Annotated in this window: 18 protein-coding genes; 1 reads left to right on the top strand and 17 read right to left on the bottom strand. The window is 63.3% G+C overall.

Features of this window, described 5'->3' with window-relative positions; translation table 11 throughout:
• Positions 1–8 precede the first annotated feature (8 nt).
• The 16 genes from AC1RMF_RS10585 to AC1RMF_RS10510 all read right to left on the bottom strand — a co-directional run bounded on the left by AC1RMF_RS10585 (position 9) and on the right by AC1RMF_RS10510 (position 13541).
• The gene (locus AC1RMF_RS10585) at positions 9–887 is read right to left on the bottom strand and encodes an HDOD domain-containing protein (RefSeq protein ID WP_493141423.1); all 879 of its coding nucleotides are present in this window, start codon (positions 885–887) and stop codon (positions 9–11) included.
• A gap of 50 nt (positions 888–937) precedes the next feature.
• Positions 938–1741 (bottom strand): phosphate/phosphite/phosphonate ABC transporter substrate-binding protein, encoded by an 804-nt coding sequence (locus AC1RMF_RS10580; RefSeq protein WP_493141422.1) that lies wholly within the window; start codon positions 1739–1741, stop codon positions 938–940.
• Between the two features lie 2 nt (positions 1742–1743).
• Positions 1744–2691 carry a fatty acid desaturase gene (locus AC1RMF_RS10575; protein ID WP_342619860.1) on the bottom strand — a complete coding sequence of 316 codons (948 nt, stop codon included), beginning with the start codon at positions 2689–2691 and terminating at the stop codon, positions 1744–1746.
• Positions 2692–2754: 63 nt separating this feature from the next.
• Entirely contained in the window at positions 2755–3198 is a 444-nt protein-coding gene (locus tag AC1RMF_RS10570; RefSeq protein ID WP_493141421.1) for a DUF6691 family protein, read from the bottom strand.
• Positions 3195–3623, bottom strand: a complete 429-nt coding sequence (locus AC1RMF_RS10565; protein WP_342619858.1) for a YeeE/YedE family protein — start codon at positions 3621–3623, stop codon at positions 3195–3197. Before AC1RMF_RS10565 ends, AC1RMF_RS10570 begins: the two co-directional genes overlap by 4 nt.
• A 77-nt stretch (positions 3624–3700) precedes the next feature.
• Positions 3701–4630: a CysB family HTH-type transcriptional regulator gene (locus tag AC1RMF_RS10560; RefSeq protein ID WP_342619857.1), complete on the bottom strand. Its 930-nt coding sequence runs from the start codon at positions 4628–4630 to the stop codon at positions 3701–3703.
• The gene (locus AC1RMF_RS10555) at positions 4627–5922 is read right to left on the bottom strand and encodes an O-acetylhomoserine aminocarboxypropyltransferase/cysteine synthase family protein (protein ID WP_493141420.1); all 1296 of its coding nucleotides are present in this window, start codon (positions 5920–5922) and stop codon (positions 4627–4629) included. The genes AC1RMF_RS10560 and AC1RMF_RS10555 overlap by 4 nt, the downstream gene beginning before the upstream one ends.
• A 12-nt stretch (positions 5923–5934) precedes the next feature.
• Positions 5935–6150, bottom strand: coding sequence for a TOBE domain-containing protein (locus AC1RMF_RS10550; protein ID WP_342619855.1), 216 nt, complete (start codon positions 6148–6150; stop codon positions 5935–5937).
• Between the two features lie 32 nt (positions 6151–6182).
• On the bottom strand, positions 6183–6992 hold the full coding sequence (locus AC1RMF_RS10545) for an ATP-binding cassette domain-containing protein (RefSeq protein ID WP_493141419.1): 810 nt from the start codon (positions 6990–6992) through the stop codon (positions 6183–6185).
• 7 nt (positions 6993–6999) lie between these two features.
• The gene (gene ssuC, locus AC1RMF_RS10540) at positions 7000–7887 is read right to left on the bottom strand and encodes an aliphatic sulfonate ABC transporter permease SsuC (RefSeq protein ID WP_493141418.1); all 888 of its coding nucleotides are present in this window, start codon (positions 7885–7887) and stop codon (positions 7000–7002) included.
• An 8-nt stretch (positions 7888–7895) separates the two neighbouring features.
• Entirely contained in the window at positions 7896–9050 is a 1155-nt protein-coding gene (ssuD, locus tag AC1RMF_RS10535) for an FMNH2-dependent alkanesulfonate monooxygenase (RefSeq protein ID WP_493141417.1), read from the bottom strand.
• A gap of 39 nt (positions 9051–9089) precedes the next feature.
• Positions 9090–10118, bottom strand: a complete 1029-nt coding sequence (locus AC1RMF_RS10530; protein ID WP_493141416.1) for a sulfonate ABC transporter substrate-binding protein — start codon at positions 10116–10118, stop codon at positions 9090–9092.
• Positions 10119–10139: 21 nt separating this feature from the next.
• Positions 10140–11099 (bottom strand): sulfonate ABC transporter substrate-binding protein, encoded by a 960-nt coding sequence (locus AC1RMF_RS10525; RefSeq protein ID WP_493141415.1) that lies wholly within the window; start codon positions 11097–11099, stop codon positions 10140–10142.
• 108 nt (positions 11100–11207) lie between these two features.
• Positions 11208–11798 carry an NADPH-dependent FMN reductase gene (gene ssuE, locus AC1RMF_RS10520; protein WP_342619849.1) on the bottom strand — a complete coding sequence of 197 codons (591 nt, stop codon included), beginning with the start codon at positions 11796–11798 and terminating at the stop codon, positions 11208–11210.
• Between the two features lie 73 nt (positions 11799–11871).
• Positions 11872–12921, bottom strand: coding sequence for a sulfate ABC transporter substrate-binding protein (locus tag AC1RMF_RS10515; RefSeq protein WP_493141414.1), 1050 nt, complete (start codon positions 12919–12921; stop codon positions 11872–11874).
• Positions 12922–13079: 158 nt separating this feature from the next.
• The gene (locus AC1RMF_RS10510) at positions 13080–13541 is read right to left on the bottom strand and encodes a hypothetical protein (protein ID WP_493141413.1); all 462 of its coding nucleotides are present in this window, start codon (positions 13539–13541) and stop codon (positions 13080–13082) included.
• Between the two features lie 197 nt (positions 13542–13738).
• Between AC1RMF_RS10510 and AC1RMF_RS10505 the strand changes: the two genes are divergently transcribed.
• The gene (locus AC1RMF_RS10505; RefSeq protein ID WP_342619846.1) at positions 13739–14452 is read left to right on the top strand and encodes a flagellar filament capping protein FliD; all 714 of its coding nucleotides are present in this window, start codon (positions 13739–13741) and stop codon (positions 14450–14452) included.
• On the opposite strand, the gene AC1RMF_RS10500 is transcribed toward AC1RMF_RS10505, so the two are convergent.
• A complete protein-coding gene (locus AC1RMF_RS10500) occupies positions 14434–15729 on the bottom strand; it encodes an amidohydrolase family protein (protein WP_493141412.1) in 1296 nt (431 codons plus the stop codon). The two genes, AC1RMF_RS10505 and AC1RMF_RS10500, sit on opposite strands and share 19 nt — an antisense overlap.
• Positions 15730–15750 lie beyond the last annotated feature (21 nt).

The raw sequence follows: 15750 nt of genomic DNA, 5'->3' as shown, positions 1-15750 counted from the left end.
GAGTAGGGTTACTCCATGCCGAGGGCAAACGTATCGGTCAATTGTTCAATCCACTCCTCGACTTCGGCCGGTTCCATGGACAGCGTGCTGGGGACGTAGTCACCACCCTTGAGCCACTCCACGTTGGAATGCATCTGGGCATAGCGCTGGATGGCCTCCTCGGCCACGATGTTCAGCGAGATCAATCGCACCACTTCCAGCGGTGCCTGCGGGTCCAGAAACACGTGGTAGTCGTGGTGCATGCGGATGGCCAGTGCGACGTGCTTGGATAGTCCCCAGGTCCTCACCATCAGCGCGCCAATAAGGGCGTGGTCGGTGTTATGGGCTTCATGTTCCACGGCGGTAAAGGAGCGCTCGCTGTCCTCGTTCGCAATGCGCAGAGTCTGGGTATAGCGTGGGAAGCGCTGCATCAGCAGTGGAATGCCGACGTCGCAGAACAGGCCGAAGGTCTGGGCCAATCCCACATCCACCACACCGGTGGCCTTGGCCATATGGGCCATGGCCTGGGCGCGTCGGGCCGACGTATCGTAGAAACGGCCCAGGAAATTGCTGTCACCCTTGAGCAGGTTGCGCATGGCCAGGGCTGTCACCAGGTTTTCCAGTTGCTTGAGCCCGATCAGGTTGACGGCCTGTTCCACTGATTCGGCCTTGCGACTCAAGCCATACATGGGGGAATTCACGGTCTTCAGAACGGCGACCGTCAGGCCAACGTCCTGGCCCACGATCTGGGCAATGCGACGCATGTCCGGTTCGGGCCACGCCATCTCTTCCTGCATCTGCTGAACCACCAGCGGGCGCGGTGGAATGGGAATTCCCTTGATGCCACCTGCGTGGGCGGCGGAATTCATTTGTTCTTCTGCGCCAAACACTGTCGCGACTGCAGCCATCGTTCCTCCCAGAACTTGTTTTTTGCTCAGGCGCTATCGTATGCCATTCGTCAAAGGTCTCGCACGCCGTGGAGTAAAGCTTGCTCCTGCATCGTCACACACATCTGGTAGTGCGATCTGTCGGTCACTTCAAAGCCGCTGATCAGTAGCGGCTTGCGCAGCGCGGCATAGGCCGCATCGTGCGCCAGGGTGTGCAGGCCTTTGCGCAAGGCTTGCAGCACTGCCGGCGGTGTTTCCAGCGCAGTGATCAAGGGCAGGCCGGGGTAGGGTTGGGTTTGCTCAAACACGCGCAGCTGCGTGCCAAGCGATGGGTTGCTGCGCTGCCAGTGCGCCCAGCTGACCGGGTCTATGGAGGCCATATCCGCCTGTCCCGTACGCACCGCTTCTATGGAGCGGTAATGCGCGCCGGTATGGAGCGCCTTGTCAAAGAACGGCCTCTGCGTGGTGGTGGTAGCCACCAGTGCGCGCAAGGCGTTGTAGCCGGATTGCGAGATGGTGTCGTTGAAGGCCACGGAGCTGCCGGCAAATTCCGCCAACGTCTGGCGCACATCGTCTGCGCGGCAAATCAGCTGGCTGCGGCAATAAATGCCCTGCACGCCCACCGCCTCATAGGCAAACGTGCCCACCAGTTGCACCCGCCCCTTGAGCATGGTGACGAAGGGGTAGCCACAGGCCTGGCTGAGCAACAGGTCACTCTCCAGCCATTGGGCATGAACGTCTTCGGGCCAGCGCAATGCGGCAGGGATGTCATATCCGGCGCATGCAGCATCCGTACGCAACAGTCCGGCCAGAGCCGCCCAGAAGGCCTCTACCGCCTCGCACGGCGGGAAGTACATGGGCAATGCTGCCTGCATGCTCAGGGCTTGGCTGGCACGCGTTTGGGGGCGGTGCGCTTGGGAGCGGTGGCGGGAGCGGCCAGCACCGGATTGTCAACCGGCTTGAAGGCGAAGTTGCGAATCAGGTAGAGGTAGCCCGGCAGCACAAAGCCGCCGTTGCGCTCCTGGTAGGCGGCGCGGTCCGCCCGGTACAGCGCGGGAATCTTGTACCACTGCACGCCAGGGTAGGCGTGGTGCACCACGTGGAAGTTGTTGTTGAGGTAGAGCAGCCGCCAGGGCAGCGCGGCCTCGTTGATCACGGTGCGGTGTGCGGGCAAGACGCCGGGGCGGTGCTCGTACAACGAACGCAGCATGGCCAGGCCCAGTGCCGGGTAGGCAATGCCAAAGCAGTAGTGCCACACCGGGATGCGGGTGTACTGGTCCAACAGCCACAGCAGCAGCGCCACCAGCGGCAGGTGCAAGCTCCAGACTTTCAGTTCGGTGGTCTCGCCCTTGGCCAGGGACCGTACCAGCCGCGTCCACAGGCTCACGTTGACGATGGCCGGGCCGATGATGAAGCGGCCCAGCACGGTGCGCTGGCTCTTGTACAGCCACAGCGCCACCGGGCCCATGGTGGCGGCCTGCTCGGGCGTGATGTAGTTGCTCTCGGTGTCCACACCGGGCTCGGTCAGATGCGCATCGTCATGGTGTTTGAGATGGTCCTTCTTGTAGGTGTCGAACGGATACCACACAGCCAGCGGTGGCAGGCCGATCAGCCGGTTGATGGTTTCGTTGCGCGTGGGGTGGCCGTGGGTGAGTTCGTGCTGAAAGCTCATGTACCACGCCAGCAGCACGATCAGCAGCCCGGTGGACAGCCAGGTGGGAATGCTGCCGTAGGTTCCCACCAGTGCCACCCAGGACAACAGAATCACGCCCCACAACAACCAGGTGGGCCATTCGAATTCGCTGGACGGTGTGGGACGGTTCATGGGTGCTCGCTGAGTAGGTGGAATGGGCGCTTGTATCAGTTATCGGCGGTTGGCAGGTTGCGTTTAATCAATGTCGGCAGTCTGGCGGTAGTGGCTCCAGCGCTGCAGTGCGGCGCCGGCGATGATGCTGGGCACCACCCAGAGCGCCTCCGGGTTGTTGAGGCCGACAGAAGCAATTGCCGGGCCTGGGCAATAGCCGGACAGACCCCAGCCGATACCGAACAGGGCCGAGCCGATGACCAGTGGCTTGTCGATCGCACGCACCAGCGGCAGGTGAAACACGGTGTCCCACAGGGGCGCACTGCGCTTCAGAATGAAATGGAAGACCACGGCGCTCACCACCACAGCGCCGCCCAGCACGAAGAGCAGACTGGCGTCCCAGCTGCCTGCCACGTCCAGAAAGTTCAGCACCTTGTCGGGGTTGGTCATCTGCGCCAGCGACAGGCCCAGACCAAACACCACACCACTGGCCAATGCGGCGAAGTTGCGCATTACCGTGCGGCTCATGTGGCCAGCCCTACCAGATGCCGCACCACGAAGGTGGTCACGATGGCCACACCCAGGAAGGTGCCGGTGGCCACCAGCGAGCGCACCGACAGACGCGCCAGACCGCAGACGCCGTGGCCACTGGTGCAGCCGTTGGCCTGGGCCGTTCCGTAGCCGGTCAGGAGGCCCGCCACGATGAGCAACGGCACAGGAAAGCCATGGCGCAAAGGCGTAGCTTGGCCCCAGGCGGCATACAGCACTGTGCCCAGCACCAGCCCGGCCAGGAACAGCAGACGCCAGATCTGTGTGCCTGACGGCTTGACCAGCAGACCGGTGATCATGCCGGTCACGCCGGCAATGCGGCCATTGAGCCAGAGCAGCAGGATGGCGGCCGTGCCGATCAGCAGGCCGCCGGCCAGAGCGCTCAGAGGGGTAAAGGAAGTCATGTGGGCTGAGGGTAGTTCGGATGGAAAACCGCCACTATAGGAGATGCGACCCGCTACCAGCGCTTTGGCGCCAGCAGTCAGCCGGCCTCCGCAAATGCCGCCGTCACCACTTCCCTGGTCAGGGTGGGCACGAACAGTTCCACAAAGCTGTACGCGTAGCCGCGTAGCCAAGCACCCTTGCGCAGACCCAGTCGGGTCACGTTCACGGTGAACAGATGGCCGGCATCCAGAATGCGCAGGGCGCGGTCGCGCTCTTCGTCCAGCGCAATGGAGGCCACGATGCCAATACCCATGCCCAGTTCGACATAGGTCTTGATCACGTCGGCGTCCATGGCGGTCAGCACCACGTCCGGCTGCAGCCCTTCGGCAGAGAAGGCATCGTCAATATGCGAGCGGCCGGTGTAACCCACCTCGTAGGTGATGATGGGATAGCGGATCAACTGCTGCAGCGTGATCGGGCCCTTTTCTTCGAGCAGCGGATGCCCGGGGGGCACGATCACACTGTGGGTCCAGCGGTAGCAAGGCAGGGTCAGCAATTGGGCGTAGTCGCCCAGCGCTTCCGTAGCCACGCCGATGTCGGCCTCTCCCGAAATCAGCATCGCGGCCACCTGCTTGGGCGAGCCCTGGTGCAGGTGCAAGGTGACCTTGGGGAAGCGATCGCGAAAGTCCTTCACCACCTGAGGCAGGGCATAGCGTGCCTGCGTGTGGGTCGCGGCCACCGTGAGTTGGCCTTCCATCTGCGCCGTGAAGTCCTGGCCGGCGCGCTTGATGTTCTCGGCGTCCAGCAGCAGCCGCTCCACGATGGGCAGAATGGCCACGCCCGGCGGCGTGAGGCCGGTCAGGCGCTTGCCCGCGCGCACGAAGATTTCCACCCCCAGCTCTTCCTCCAGTTCACGGATCTGGCGGCTCACGCCGGGCTGCGACGTGAACAGCATGTGCGCTACTTCAGTGAGGTTGAAATTGCAGCGCACGGCCTCGCGCACGGAGCGCAGTTGTTGAAAGTTCATGTCGCTCCCAGTGCCTGCTCCAGATCGGCCAGCAGGTCGTCAATGTGTTCAATGCCCACCGACAGGCGCACCGCGTCTTCCGGCACGCCGGACTTGGTGAGTTCCTCGGCCGACAGTTGGCGGTGGGTGGTGGAAGCCGGGTGGGTGGCCAGCGACTTGGTGTCGCCAATGTTGACCAAGCGGGTGAACACCTGCAGCGCATCGAGGAAGGCGGCACCGGCTTCACGGCGTTTGCCTTCGGGTGCCTTCACGCCAAAGGTCAGCAGACCGGAGGGCTTGCCACCCAGGTACTTCTGCGCCAGGGCATGGTCCGGGTGCTCGGGCAGGCCGGCGTAGTTCACCCAGCTCACCTTGGGGTGTTTTTGCAGGAACTGGGCCACCGCGCTGGCATTGCTGGTGATGCGCTCCATGCGCAGCGCCAGGGTCTCTATGCCTTGCAGGATCTGGAACGCGTTGAACGGCGATATGGCAGCACCCATGTTGCGCAGCGGCACGACGCGGGCACGGCCGATGTAGGCGGCAGGGCCCAGGGCTTCGGTGTAGACCACGCCGTGGTAGCTCACGTCAGGCTCGTTCAGGCGCTTGAAGCGTGCCTTGTGCAGGCCCCATGGAAACTTGCCCGAGTCCACGATGGCACCGCCAATGCTGGTGCCGTGGCCGCCCAGGTATTTGGTGAGCGAGTGCACCACGATGTCGGCGCCGTGCTCGATGGGGCGCAGCAGAAAGGGAGACGCCACCGTGTTGTCGACGATGAGCGGCACGCCGTGGCGGTGCGCAATCTCGGCCACGCGCGCAATGTCGGTCACATTGCCTTGCGGGTTGCCCAGCGATTCCACAAAGATCGCCTTGGTCTTGTCGTCGATCAGCGCCTCGAAGCTGTTGGGGTCGCGGTGGTCGGCGAAGCGGGTGGTGATGCCGTATTGCGGCAGCGTATGGGCAAACAGGTTGTAGGTGCCGCCGTAGAGTGCCGTGCTGGAGACGATGTTGTCGCCGGACTCTGCAATGGTCTGGATGGCGTAGGTCACTGCCGCTTGGCCCGATGCCAGGGCCAGCGCAGCGATGCCGCCTTCGAGCGCGGCCAGACGCTTTTCCAGCACGTCCTGTGTCGGGTTCATGATGCGGGTGTAGATATTGCCCGGCACCTTCAGGTCGAACAGATCTGCGCCATGCTGCGCGTTGTCGAATGCATAGGCAGCAGTCTGGTAGATGGGTACGGCCACGGCCTTGGTGGTGGGGTCGGGCGAATAGCCGGCGTGCACCGCCAGGGTTTCGAACTTCTGGGGGGTGGACATGGAACCTCCAGCTCAGAGCTTGGCGATGGACACTTCGGTGGACTTCACCAGTGCCACGACTTCGGAACCCACGACCAGTTGCAGGTCCTTCACCGAACGGGTGGTGATCACCGAGGTCACGATGCCCCAGGGTGTTTCCACGTCGACTTCGGAGACGACATCTCCGTGGATGATCTCGCGCACTTTGCCGCGGAATTGGTTGCGAACGTTGATGGCTTGAATGGACATGGGTTTCTCCTAAAAAGTCCGTTGAGTAAATGTCAGATGGCCCAGCGCAGACCGTGCGCAGGTGCGCCGGGCCAGGTATCGGCTGTGGTGGTGGATGGCTCGTCTTTGACAGGACGCTGCAGCACGCGGTTGAGGATGCGTTCTTCCAGTGCGGCAAAGCGCGGGTCGCCGCGGTGGCGCGGGCGTGGCAGGGCTATGCGTTCGTCCAGTGCAATCGCACCGTCCTCGATCAGCACCACGCGGTCGGCCAGTGCCACGGCTTCTTGCACATCGTGGGTGACCAGCAGGGCGGTAAAGCCGTTGCGCTGCCACAGGTCTTCGATGAGGGCATGCATCTCGATGCGGGTCAGCGCGTCCAGTGCGCCCAGAGGCTCGTCCAGCAACAAAAGGTCCGGCTGGTGCACCAGGGCGCGGGCCAGTGCCACGCGTTGGCGCTGGCCGCCCGACAGGCGCGCTGGCCAATCTTGTTGACGCTCACCCAGCCCGACCTGCTCCAACACCCGCGCCGCATCGGCGTGGCGGGTTGCGGGCAGTCCCAGGGCGACGTTGTCGACCACGCGTTTCCAGGGCAGCAAGCGCGCGTCCTGGAACATGATGCGGGTATTGCTGCGTATGCCTTCGGATGGCTTCTGGTCAATAAGCAGGCGGCCATCGCTGGCGGCTTCCAGACCCGCCACCAGACGCAGCAGCGTGCTCTTGCCACAACCGCTGCGGCCCACGATGGCTACGAACTCGCCGGGGGCAATCTGCAGTTGCGCGTTGTTCAGCACGGTGCGCGCGCCGTAGCGTTTGGTCAGTCCCTTCGCATCCAGTGCGACGCCGCGTTGTTGTGGGTTTGTCATGCGTGCCTCACTGTGCATCTTGGTAACCGGGGTGCCAGCGCAGCCAGCTGCGCTCCAGCGTGCGCGCAAACCAGTCGGCCAGCTTGCCCAGTGCGGCATACAGCAGGATGCCCACCAGCACGATGTCGGTCTGCAGGAACTCGCGCGCATTCATGGTCAGGTAGCCGATGCCGGCCTGGGCCGAAATGGTCTCCGCCACGATCAGGATCACCCACATCAGGCCCAGCGAAAAACGCAGGCCCACCAGAATGCTGGAGAGCGCACCCGGCAATATCACCTGGGTATAGAGCTGCCAGCGGTTGAGGCCGTAGCTGCGCGCCATCTCCACCAGACCGGGGTCCACGCCGCGGATACCGTGGAAGGTGTTGAGATAGATCGGGAAGAACACCGACACCGCAATCAGGAACAGCTTGGCCGACTCGTCAATGCCAAACCACAGGATGACCAGCGGAATCATGGCCAGGGCCGGAATGTTGCGCACCATCTGGATGGTGCTGTCCAGCAGGGTTTCGAAAATCCGTATCGAGCCGGTCAGCAAGCCCAGCAGCAAACCCAGGCCGCCGCCAATGGCCAGGCCCGTGAGCGCACGCGCCGCACTGACTTTGACGTGGGTAAACAGTTCACCGCTGAGTGTCAGCTTCCATGCGGCGGTCGCCACATCCAGAGGCGCTGGCAGCACGCGGCTGGACAGCCAGCCCAGTGCGCTGCTGAGTTGCCAGAGCGCAATCAGTGCCAGCGGAACCAGCCAAGGAATCAGGCGCTGCCATACGGCGCGCAGAAACGGCAGCAGGGCGGAGCCGGGCGCGCGTGCAGAAGGCAGCGCAGCCAGCAAGCCGAAGCCAGGCGCCTGCAGGGTGTCCGCCGTGGCCGAGGCCTCTTGAACAGCGTGTGTCATATTGCGCCTCAGCTCTGCGAAACCTTGGGCAGGTACTCATTGGCCACCACTTCGCCAAACGGTGTGCCTCCGCAGAACTTGTTCTGCAATTCCAGCGGCAGCTGCGGAAACACCAGTTCGGCAAAGCGGTAGGCTTCTTCCAGATGCGGGTAGCCTGAGAGCACAAAGGTGTCCAGACCCAGGGCTGCGTATTCCTGGATGCGCGCTGCCACGGTTTGTGGGTCACCCACCAGTGCGGTACCTGCGCCACCGCGCACCAGGCCCACACCGGCCCACAGGTTGGGGCTGATTTCCAGATCGGCGCGGCTGCGCTTGTTGCCCGAGCCATGCAGAGCGGCCATGCGGCGCTGCCCTTCGGAATCCATGCGGGCAAAGGCCTTCTGCGCTGTGGCCACAGTCTGATCATCCAGTCGGCTGATCAGCGCGTCGGCTGCGGCCCAGGCTTCTGCATCGGTTTCACGCACGATGACGTGCAGGCGAATGCCAAACCGCACACTTCGGCCGTGCTTGGCGGCGCGGGCGCGTACATCGGCCACCTTCTTGGCCACGTCGGCTGGCGGTTCGCCCCAGGTGAGGTAGGTCTCCACCTGTTCGGCAGCCAGATCGTGCGCGGCTTCTGAAGAGCCACCGAAATACACCGGCGGATGCGGGCGTTGTACCGAGGGGTAGAGCAGCTTGGCACCCTTGACGCTGAGGTGCTTGCCTTCGAAGTCATAGGTCTTGCCTTCGTGGCTGCGGGCAATGATCTCGCGCCAGATGCGGATGAACTCTGCGGACTGTTCGTAGCGGGCGGCATGGTCCAGAAACACACCATCACCTTCGAGTTCGGTCTGGTCACCCCCGGTGACCAGGTTGATGAGCAGGCGCCCATTGGACAAGCGGTCGAAGGTGGCGGCCATGCGTGCGGCCAGCGCAGGCTGATGCAGTCCGGGGCGCACGGCCACCAGGAACTTCAGGCGCGTGGTGACGGGCAGCAGGCTGGATGCCACCACCCACGGGTCTTCGCAGGAGCGGCCGGTGGGGATGAGCACGCCTTCGTAGCCCAGGCTGTCTGCGGCTTGGGCCACTTGCTTGAGGTAATCGTGGCTGAGCGCGCGCGCGCCTTCGGAGGTGCCGAGGTAGCGGCTGTCGCCGTGGGTGGGGATGAACCAGAATATTTTCATGATGGTCTGCGGGGGCGTGGGGGCGGGTAGTTGTTGGGGTCAGGGTTTGGTGCTGGCCACGCGTGTGGCGGGGGCGGTCCACACGATGTCGGCAACCTGCACGGCCTTGGGGATGAGACCGAGCTGCAGAAAGGCATCGGCCACGCGTTGCTGGTCGGCCTTGGTGGAGGCAGCCAGCGGGCCTACCGGTGAAGCGGGGCGACGTTGCAGGAACAGGCTGACCACGCCGGCATCCAGTCCGCTGAAGCCGGCAATCAGCTTGATGGCTTCGGGGCGGTGCTCCTGCACAAACCGGTCGGCGCGGGTGAGTTCTTCAAACAGCACTGCGATGGCATCGGCATGCTGGTTGGCAAACGGCAGCGAGGCCAGGTAGAACGAGTTGTTGTTGGACAGGCCGCGCCCGGTGGCCAGCGCGCGGGCCTGGATACTGAGCTGGGTGGCGGAATAGAACGGGTCCCAGATCGCCCAGGCGTCCACGCTCTTGCGCTCGAATGCGGCACGTGCATCGGCCGGTGTGAGGTAGATTGGGGTGATGTCACTCCATTGCAGACCGGCCTTTTCCACCGCGCGCACCAGCAGGTAGTGGGCGCTGGAGCCCTTTTGCACGGCAATCTTCTTGCCTTTGAGTTCGGGCAGGGTGCGTAGCGGCGAGTCGCGCTGCACCAGCACAGCCGAGCTGTCGGGCTTGGGTGGCTCGGCACCCACATAGACCAGCTCCTTGCCTGCAGCCTGCGCGAATACCGGGGGCGAGTCGCCGGTCAGGCCGAACTCCAAGCTGCCAGCGGACAACGCTTCGAGCAACTGCGGACCAGCCGGAAACTCGATCCAGCTCACCTTGGTGTTGGGGAAGCGCTTCTCCAGCGCGCCCTGTTCCTTGAGGATGACCAGATTGGCAGCAGACTTTTGGTAGCCTATGCGCAGCACGTCCAGCGGCTTGGCAGCCGAGGGCGCCGCCTGCGCAAACGCCGGGTTGACGACGGGGCCGCTCAGACCCCAGGTACCCGCCGTGACGGCCAGCAACTGCAGCAGTCCGCGCCGCTGGGTATGAAAGGGTGAGGTGGTACGCATGGCAGTCTCTCGCAAGGCGTTTCAGCTCAGGTTGACCGGTGCTGCGTGCAGCAGGTTGAGCTTCTTGGGGATGAGCTTGAGCTCGAAGAAGGTGTCGGCCACGGCCTGCTGTTCGGCCAGGATGTCGCTGGTCACGGCCTTGGTGCCGTAGGCGGCGCGACCCACGTACAGCTCGGTGATGCTCTTGTCCAGACCCAGCACGGTGGCCAGCTCGGCGGCACCGGCGGCCTTGTTGTTGCCGATCCAGGTGTCGATGGCGTTGATCTCCTCGATCGCGATCTTCAGCACGTCGGTGTTCTTGGTGGCGAAGTCACGCGAGGTGAAGTAGTACTGGCGGTTGTTCACTACACCGCTGCCGTCCACCAGCAGGCGCGCCTGCAGCGTCTTCTGGGCCGAGGCCAGGAACGGGTCCCAGATGATCCAGGCGTCCACGGCCCCTTTCTCGAACGCGGCACGCGCATCGGGCGGCGGCAGGAAGATGGGGGTCACGTCGCTGTACTTCAGGCCGTGCTTCTCCAGCAGCTTGACCAGCAGGTACTGCACGTTGGAGCCCTTGTTGAAGACGATGCGTTTGCCCTTGAGATCGGCCACGCTTTGGATGGGCGAGTCCTTGGGCACTAGCACGCCTTCCAGGCGCGGGCGCGGCACGGTGGCTGCGGCATAGACCAGCGGTGCTCCAGCGGCCTGGGCAAATATCGGAGGCGCTTCGCCCACATCGCCGAAGTCGATAGAGCCGACGTTGAGTGCTTCCAGCTGCACCGGTCCGGCGTTGAACTCGGTCCAGGTCACGTTCACGCCCAGGGGTGTGAGGCGCTTTTCCAGCGTGCCGCGCCCGCGCAGGATGGAGAGCCAGCCCTTCTGGTAACCGATGCGCAAGGTGCGTGACGCGCTTTGTGCCAGGACACTGCCGCCGGCCAACAAGGCAGTGGAGGCAGCGGCACCGGCCAGCAGGTGGCGTCGGGTGAGGGACGGATGGGACATGGTTGGATTCCTTGCAAAAGTGAAGACAAAACCTCCCCCGGGGGCCGCATCCTGCGGTCCTCAAAAACGTGGAGAGTGGGGTTTGCGCACTCGGTGCGCGTTGGGTTGTTACACGCTACATCGCACCTGCGAGAAGTGCACCGGTGCAAAGCGGCTGGCGTGCGCCAGGGAAGGAGACAGCGCTTCCGTGACCAGCGTGGTGACAGCCGCATCCAGGCGGTCACTGATGTCAGGGCTCAGGCTATAGGACCCCTCCGGCGAAAGCGTGACCTGCGAGTCCACCGCAAAGATGCCCGACAGGATATGGCGCGCACCCAGCGACTGCAGGACCGGTCGCAAGGCATAGTCCAGCGCCAGCATGTGGTTGGGGCTGCCTCCGGTGGCCAGTGGCAGCACGGTCTTGCCCTTGAAGGCATCCTGCGGCAGCAGGTCCAGGAAGACCTTGAGCACGCCGCTGTAGGCGGCCTTGTATACCGGCGTGGCCACGATCACGACCTGCGCCTGTGCCACCTGACCAATAGCTTTGCTCACCGAGGGGTGGCCAAAGTCCGCTAGCAGCAGCGCCTGGGGCGAGAGGTCGCGCACACGAAGTCGCTCTACCAGCGCACCGCGGGTTGCCAGGCGCTGGCCGGCGGCATCCAGCAGTGCGGCGGTGCGTGAGCGTTCCGACGGGCTTCCGGCAATCAAGAGAACAGACATGACAGACCTTGGTTGATGATGCTAAGAGTTGGTTTCACCGCCGGGCCGTCCCAAGGTGAAATGCGTGGGGGCCTTATTTCTTGGTGTAGATCTGGTCAAAGCTGCCACCGTCGGCGAAGTGTTCCTTGTCGGCTTTTTCCCATCCGCCAAAGGCCTCGTCGATGGTGAAGAGCTTGATCTTGGCGAACTGCTTGGCGTATTTGGCCTTGGCCTTCTCCGACACGGCCGGGCGGTAGAAGTTCTTGCCGGCAATGTCCTGGCCTTCTTCGCTGTAGAGGTACTTGAGGTATTCCTCGGCCACGGTGCGGGTGCCCTTCTTGTCCACGTTCTTGTCGACCACAGCAACGGGCGGCTCGGCCAGGATGCTCAAGGGAGGTGCAACCACGTCAAACTTGGCGCCGAATTCTTTTTCCAGCAGGTAGGCCTCGTTTTCCCAGGCAATCAGCACGTCGCCCTGGCCGCGCTGGCCGAAGGTGATGGTGGAGCCTCGGGCACCGGTGTCCAGCACAGGCACATTGGCGTACAGCTTGGCTACGAACTCTTTGGCCTTGGCGTCACCGCCGTACTTGAGGCGGGCAAATTCCCAGGCCGCCAGATAGTTCCAGCGTGCGCCGCCAGAAGTTTTGGGATTGGGTGTGATGACCTTCACGTCCGGGCGGATCAGGTCGTCCCAGTCCTTGATGCCCTTGGGATTGCCTTCGCGCACCGCAAAGATGATGGTGCTGGTGTAGGGCGATGAGTTGTGGGGCAGGCGCTTTTGCCAGTCCTTGGACAGCCAGCCGCCGTTCTTGACGATGGCGTCGATGTCGCCTGCCAAGCCCAAGGTCACTACGTCGGCTTCCAGGCCATCAATGACCGAGCGGGCCTGTTTGCCCGAACCACCATGGCTTTGCTTGATGGTCACGTCTTGGCCGGTCTTGGCTTTCCAGTACTTGGCAAAGGCCGCGTTGTATTCCACGTACAGCTCGCGCGTGGGGTCGTAGGACACGTTCAGCAGGGTGACGGCCTGCTGGGCCTGGGCTTGCAGCGATGCACCGAGGGACGTGGCAGCCACGGCGACTGCGGCAGCCAGTTTGAGGAACGGGCGGCGGGAAAGGCGGGATTGGGGGTGGCTGTTTGCCATGGTCAACTCCAGGATGTTTGCAACGCAACAGTGCGATGGGTTGCATTCTGGAAGTGGACCGTTAAAACAGGAACAACTTAATTGTCAGTTTCTAATTACAAAAACGTATATGAAGAGGCCTTGCAAGTACTTTTGCGTACTTTGCAGCCCGGCGAATGTCACACCGGAAGTACCGGTTCCGGCAAGGTCTGCAGGTAGTCCAGGAAGTCCTGCGCTGCCTTGAATTGTCCGGCAGCACCGCCCAGGTGGTCGCGCAGCATATAGATGCGCACATTGCTATGGGCGATGCCCAGGCCATTTTGGGGCGCTGTCTTGATAACCTGGCGCACCTTTTCCATCACCGGGTCAATCTGTGTGAACGGGGTAAGAATCCAGAAGCCCATGCCCTCGCGGGCAATGAAGTCGGTGCCACGGAACGAGCGTTTGAGGCATTCGGCCACTTCGCTGAGCTTTTGCGCGGCATCGCTGGCACCGAAGGTCAGGTCCCGGATGTCCTGGGGGTCGTACTTGATGTGGACCAGGCCCGGCTGCAACACGTCGGCATGGCGCTTTTCCAGGGCCAGCATCCACTCCAGCATGAGCAAGAATTTGTCGTGCGCCGTCAAATCGTCCAGAACCATCGCGTCCCCCTTTGTTGCTCGGAAGATTATCTGCGCAGAAACCGTCTTTGCGGTGGAGGCGGCGGCAAGGGCGACTGAGGTCCATCCAATTGGCGGGTGTCTTCGGGCTATCTCCGCCTCTATGCCTGGGCCAAGGCTGAACAAAATCAGGGGGTCCCACCGGAGGGCCACGAGCCCGCCCTACCAAGGAAATCACCATGAACATCAGCCAGTTGCTCAGCAGCAGCACGGCCAGCCTGGCATCCAGCAGCCAGTCCACCACGCAGGCTAGCAGCGCGCTCAGCCCGGTTTTGGCGGGCATCACCAAATCCAGCACCGCCTTGCAGGCCAAGCTGGATGCCGCCACCACAAGCCTGTCCACGCTGGGCCAGTTCAAATCCGCCGTTTCCCTGGTGCAAACCGCCGCGCAGGGACTCAGCGGGTTCCAGACCTCTTCCACCAGTGACGACGTGAAAGCGGGCATCACCAGCTTCATCACCAAATTCAATGCGATGGTGGCGTCGGCGCAAACGGCTGCGGCACAGACCAGCGGCACAGACAAGATCAGCTCCACCATGAGCCGCGCGTTGTCTGCCGATCTCAGCAAGATCAGCGACCTGCGCAACATGGGCTTTACCAAAGCCAGTGACGGCACGCTGAAACTGGATGCCACCAAGTTTGCGGCGGCCTACAAGGCTTCGCCCAGCACCGTGCAGACGGCTTTGTCCAAGCTCGGCAAGCTGGTGGACAAGGCGGCCGGCAAGGAGCTGGCCAGCGATGGAAGGATTGCCTCCTCAGTCAGCGCGCTCACCAGCAAGTCCACCTTGCTGCAAACCCAACGCACCGCCTTGCTCAAGGCGGTGCAGCAGTTCAGCGCCTCGCAGTCGTCAACCACTTCCAACGCCTTGAGCGCCTACACGTCCAACGCCTGAATCCAGCTCGTCTGCGCCGGGCGCCCCGGCAAGTTCAACTGGGCGGTGGCAGCGGGTGACTGCGCAATCAGCTTGCCAGCGCGGAACACCTTGAGACGCGTGGCACGCAGGCGTATGGCCTCCACCGGGTCGCGTGCCTGTAGCAGCACCAAGTCTGCATTGCAGCCCGCTGCCAGACCGTAGCCCTGCAAGCCCAGCACACAGGCCGCATTGCGGGTGACTGCGTCAAAGCACTGGCGCATGGCGTCCTGGCTGGTCATCTGGCCTACATGCAGCCCCATGTGCGCCACCTCCAGCATGTCGCCGCTGCCCAGCGAATACCAGGGGTCCATCACACAGTCATGGCCAAAGGCCACGTTGATACCAGCGGCCATCAATTCCGGCACGCGCGTCATGCCCCGGCGCTTGGGGTAGCTGTCGTGGCGGCCTTGCAGTGTGATGTTGATGAGCGGGTTGGCCACCACGTGCAGCCCGGCCTCGGCCATCAGCGGAATGAGCTTGCTGACGTAATAGTTGTCCATGCTGTGCATGGAAGTCAGGTGCGAACCGGTGACGCGGCCCTGCAGCCCCAGCCGTTGCGCTTCGAACGCCAGCGTCTCCACGTGGCGCGAGTGCGGGTCATCCGACTCGTCGCAGTGCATGTCCACCATCAGCCCGCGCTCGGCGGCCAGCTCGCACAGCAGCTTCACGCTCAGGGCACCATCGGCCATGGTGCGCTCAAAGTGGGGAATGCCGCCCACCACGTCCACGCCCTTGTCGAGCGCACGTTTGAGGTTGTCCATATGCTGCTGTGCACCCTGCGGTCCGCGCAGAACGCCATCTTGCGGAAAGGCGACCAGCTGCAGGTCGATATAGGGCGCCACCCGCTTCTTCACCTCCAGCAGCGCATCTACTGCCAGCAGACGCGGGTCGCACACGTCCACATGGGTGCGTATCGCCAGCAAGCCCTTGGCTGCGGCCCAGTCGCAATACGCCAGTGCTCGCTCCACCAGCGCCTCTTGCGTGAGCAACGGCTTGAGCTCGCCCCACAGCGCAATGCCTTCGAGCAGCGTGCCGCTCTGGTTCACCCGCGGTAGGCCATACGACAGCGTGGCATCCATGTGGAAGTGCGCGTCCACAAAGGGGCTGGACAGCAACATGCCGCCCGCGTCCACGGTTTCGTGCGCGGGGGCTTGCAGCCCTTGCGTGACTTCGACAATCTTGCCGCCTTGCACGGCGACGGACATGGCCTTGCGGCCGTCGGCAAATGCCGCGTTGTGAATCAGCAGGTCGAGCATAGGTAATTCCCGTTCGAAGAA

It is taken from the genome of Rhodoferax sp. GW822-FHT04A08 (assembly GCF_058801025.1).
This window is presented reverse-complemented; position numbering and strand designations above follow the sequence as displayed.